We start from the raw sequence: 4600 nt of genomic DNA, 5'->3' as shown, positions 1-4600 counted from the left end.
AAACTCGATCGCGACCATGCGGCTGCGCTTGATCCGAGCGCTGATCAGCACCTTACAGAGATGTCCCTGCTGTGGCGCCACCCAGCTCCAAACACGCGACGAAAACTCGTGACGCAGTAAGACTAATCCGCCCTACGGACTGCCCCCTCCTCCCCCGCCAATCCGCAGATTCCGCGGAGGCTGGCTTCACTCACCACCTATCTACTCCACCTTGGTCTAAACATGTCCGCTCAATCCGAGAACAATCGGCCGAAGTCGAACTGGGCGCAAATCGCATCCGCGGTCATTGCTGGCTTCGCCTTCGTCATCGTCGTTGCTCAAGTCTACTTCATCAGCAAGAACTTCAAAGAAGTAGCTGCCCGCCAAGTCTACATGTCATACAGCGAATCTGCGTTGCGGCACCCGGAATACGCTGAGCCTGATCTGTTGGAGATCAAGGCAGACCGAAAGAAACTCGCGCAATACAAAAATTACGTCGCGCATCTGCTGTTTGCGTACGACGAGATGCTGGAAGCATACGACAAGCCGGAATGGCGAAAAAGCTTTGATGAAGAGATCAAGTACCATCACCAATACATCTGCGAAGACATGCCTCCCACTCTCGATGAAATTTATTTTGAGAATATGCGAAAGCTTCTCAGAGAGATTCGGGCCAAGTGCCCCGCCAAGAACTAAGACCTTCCCCGCGAAGCGGCGTCGCGGCTCGTAGGGCGGATACCCGAAAGCGTAATGCGCCGCTTTGTGGTACGTGGATGGCGGATTACGCGGAGCCTGTCATCGGGCCGCGCGAAGCGCGGACCCGGTGGCTGATCCGCCCTACGCGTTGAGGTGTGGCTGTGGCACGCGAGACCTCATTCCGTGAAGCCTTGCACTCCGTAACGCCTGACTTGGTTGTGGACCTTTATCTTTATCCGGTCGAGGCAGGTGGCAGGACGGGGCCGGTCCGTCTTGGCTGGGGCTGTCCATGCACCAGGGACAGAAGTGTTGACGAGGGCTGGGATGGCTATCCGCTGCTCGAACGCGCCATGATGCCGGGCGAACGGAGGCGTCTGGGTTTCGTGTTCTTGTGTCGCGAAGAGGCGGCTCAAGCGCTCGGATCAACGGATCGCTTTTATCTCTGGGAGGGGCGGTGGATCGGCGAGGCGGCTGTCGTTCGATAGAGCACGTAGGGCGGATTGGCCGAAGGGGTAATCCGCCGCCTTGTGGTACGTGAACGGCGGATTACGCGGAGCCTGTCATCGGGCCGCGCAAAGCGCGGACCCGGTGGCCAATCCGCCGTACGCGCTGCCGATCGGCGACGTGGAAGGTCATCGCCGGCTTGCGGGCGGACGGCGCAGTTCATCAAGCTTTGTCGTTTAACCCTGAGGCCGTGAACTTAGCACCAGCGGCATCGTCCCCAGCGTGCGCAGCAGCCGCCGCACCCTCCGCAGCCACCACAGCCACGCCAACCTCCGCAGCCACGGCAGGCGCGGCAGCCGCGGCAACCTCGGCAACCGCGAACGACAACGGCGGCGAGCTGCACGCCGCTAGCAGCGTTTTCCTTATCGAAGAGATAGAACGTGGCGAGACTGACGTCGGCCATTTCCTCGTCACCAAGGACCAGGCGCTGATTGGGCGAGATGTTGTCAGGCTGCGGGATATCGGCGGTGGGTATCGCGGACGCGGACGCGCTCCCCGCCAGTGAAAGACCCAGTCCCGCCGTACCGAGTGCCGTAACGGCGGCGGCTTTCGTCGCACGCGCCTGCTTTGTAGCTTGCTTCACCCGTGGCATTTTCGCACCCTTTGTAAGTTTGTTTTGCAAGGGTCAACTTGACGTACCAAGTGTGCCTGCAGGCCTAGAAGTACGACCTTGCGCATCCGGTTCCTTCCGCGCGCGGCTTTTCTTGAGTTGCCACCGGTCGGAGGAGAGCGGGATGGATATTGAGGCAGCAGTGCTGTCCAAACGTGTCGCGCTGAGCCCGCGTCTTCGCAAAGCAGGACGCGCCGTAACCGCAGTGCCGACCTCTTCCCCATCGGGGAGAGGTGAAACACTTCCAGCGTGGCGCCAACTCGACCTGATCTCATCACGCTCTGGCGCAATCCGCAGTCTCGCGCCCGCGGATGGAGCCCCTCGCCTTAGCCTGTCAGGCGAGCGCAGAAGTTTATTCCACCCGGCGGACGTCTCGATTGCGCCGCCCGCGCCCGTCCCGGACTTCCATCCCCGCCCAACCTTCTGCTAGGAACATCTTCTGCGAAGCGGCGTCGCAGCGGAATGAACGTCGCGCAACGGGAGGTATTTGCAGCATGTTTTCGCATGTGATGATCGGGACCAACGACCTCGACAAGTCCAAGGCGTTTTACGATGCGCTGCTCGGCACGCTTGGCGTCAGGCCCGGGTTTGTCGACCGCCATCGCGTGTTCTGGCGCACGAGGACGGGGACCTTCTCGGTGTCGAAGCCGATCGACGGCAAAGCGGCGACCTGTGCCAATGGCGGCACGATCGGCTTCAATGCTGCGTCGAAGGAGGAGGTTGATGCCTTCCATGCGAGCGGCATCGCGAGCGGGGGCAAGACCTGTGAGGATCCGCCTGGTGTCCGGGGCATGGGCGAGGTGCAGCTTTATATCGCCTACTTGCGCGATCTCGACGGCAACAAGATCTGCGCCGTGCATCGGATGGCTTGAGCGGGCGGTGTTATTTCGTAGGGCGGGTTAGTTAGATTAGCGCAGCGTAATCCGCCGTTCACGTACCATAAGGCGGCGGATTACGCCTACGGCTAATCCGCCGTACGAGCTGTTCCTTCGGCTTCGATCCGTCTCATAAGGTCGGCAAGGCCGCGTAGAACTTCTTCTCGTGTTGGCATGATGCTTAGTTCTTGATTGTACTGTTGCAGAAGGGATGAGCGAGTTGCGCATTCTCCAGAACACCTAAGCCGCCGTCCTGCTTTCGAACGATATGATCAACCTGGATCGAATTAAAATGCAGCAAGCAGTTGCAGATACTGCATCGTGGCGCCCCCGCAATTGCGTCCCTAAGAAATGTCGCAGACTTTGTTTCCTTGCTGAACTGACTGGAACTACCGTCGGCGAAACGCTCGTCTGGGGTAAGAAAAGAGAATTCCTTATCCTTGCGAAATGATTCCAGAATTTCTTCGTTTTCGAGGCCCGTCTCCAACGCATCAAAGACGCGGACATATAGATTCTTGAGCCTAGCGAAACCCTTCGGGCCGCTGCCGACTTTAACGGTCACTTGGTTTGAGAAGCTCTTGTTGTTTAAAATGAATTGCTCAAATTTCGCTCTCACGGATGTAAACCGCCGAAACGACTCGGCTCGCTCGAACTCCTTCATCAATTCAATGACGGCGAGGAAGGCCGTCGGTTGGTGGCGTCCGGTCGCGCTATAGAAGTAGACAGCTGGATGTAGGCCAAGTGATGAGGGATGCAGGCCTGTGATTCGATTCACCAGTTTCCTAGTGTTTCTGAGGAACTTAACGGTTTGCGATCCATCGACATCTGGCGAGGGCGGTTCCTCTAGCTTGGAGGATTTCTTTGTTACGTCAATAACGGGGACATCATTGGCCAAGTTCACCGTCTCGAAAATCAATGGAAGTGTTGGGCTACTGTAACCGCGTCCGGCGACAGGCAAATCCAACGTCTTGATCGGGGTTTCAATGGGCGGATGGAATAACAGTTTGTAGAGCTCTCGTCCGAGGTCTTCCGTCTCTTTCTTTCTCTCATCTTCGAACTCGGACCAATATTCGTGACCTGTCGAATTACGAGTGATAACTCGTGATGCAATTGCGTTCGCTGCTTTCCGCGCACGAATTATTCGGAGTTCCGTCGGGTCAATTGCGGTGGCCGCTTGATTGATTTTGAAGAACGAATTCTCAGCTTTCTGGGAGTCGGTATTTCTGATCCACTGAAGATCTAACGACAAACTCGCGAGCCGCTTTGCTCTCTGTAGTACGTCTGCTCGCGCGCGCTCGGGATGTTCTCCAGCGAGGACATGATCCCGATACGAGCCGATCGTGTTGTCGATTAGCTCCCTTGTCTTTCGAGCCGCTTTAATCTGCTCTCTCGGAATATCGTTTTTTGAGAAATCTCTCGAAGTCGCTCCATCGCCGTAGTCGTCCTGAACCCACGCGATTAGAGCGCTGAGCCGATGAGCGCCGTCAATGACAAAAACTGTCTCCCCAGCTGCCCAAAGAATGATGGCAGGCACTAGGTCGCCGTCGAGAAATGTCTTTACAAAGTCTTGGATTTTCGGAGGCGACCAGTTTGCAGTCTCACGCTGAAAATCTGGCTTACGCAAAGCCAAGTACATGAACGCCTTCGGCTCTATACTGTAATTGCAATCTTATCTCTACGACTATAATCAGCGCTTCCGCTCTTGACCCGGAAATCGTCGCGCTGAATGAGTGCGTCCAAATTGACAATGCTGGTGGCCATTTCGAATCCCCCAAACCCAGAGTAACTTTAGGTCTGCGGGACTAGGAGTGGTGCCGTCGCGAACTTGGTTGGAATTTGTCCGTCGCGAGTCTCCGGTGAACGGATGATATCTGCTCAGGCGGCAAGATCAACCGGCTGAGCAATGGGCTTGCTGGCGAGGGTCTGCCAGCCGTCG

The 4600-nt window shown here is 57.0% G+C and carries 3 protein-coding genes; 2 read left to right on the top strand and 1 reads right to left on the bottom strand.

Annotation, left to right across the window (positions count from 1 at the left end; translation table 11 throughout):
* The first annotated feature begins 222 nt into the window (after positions 1–222).
* Both ACZYOF_RS42385 and ACZYOF_RS42380 read left to right on the top strand, forming a co-directional pair.
* Positions 223–675 carry a hypothetical protein gene (locus ACZYOF_RS42385; RefSeq protein WP_463719453.1) on the top strand — a complete coding sequence of 151 codons (453 nt, stop codon included), beginning with the start codon at positions 223–225 and terminating at the stop codon, positions 673–675.
* A 1608-nt stretch (positions 676–2283) separates the two neighbouring features.
* Positions 2284–2661 (top strand): VOC family protein, encoded by a 378-nt coding sequence (locus ACZYOF_RS42380; protein ID WP_463719452.1) that lies wholly within the window; start codon positions 2284–2286, stop codon positions 2659–2661.
* A gap of 184 nt (positions 2662–2845) precedes the next feature.
* On the opposite strand, the gene ACZYOF_RS42375 is transcribed toward ACZYOF_RS42380, so the two are convergent.
* Entirely contained in the window at positions 2846–4300 is a 1455-nt protein-coding gene (locus ACZYOF_RS42375) for a GmrSD restriction endonuclease domain-containing protein (protein WP_463719451.1), read from the bottom strand.
* Positions 4301–4600: the final 300 nt, after the last annotated feature.

The organism is Bradyrhizobium sp. LeoA1Lang, from assembly GCF_055413685.1.
This window is presented reverse-complemented; position numbering and strand designations above follow the sequence as displayed.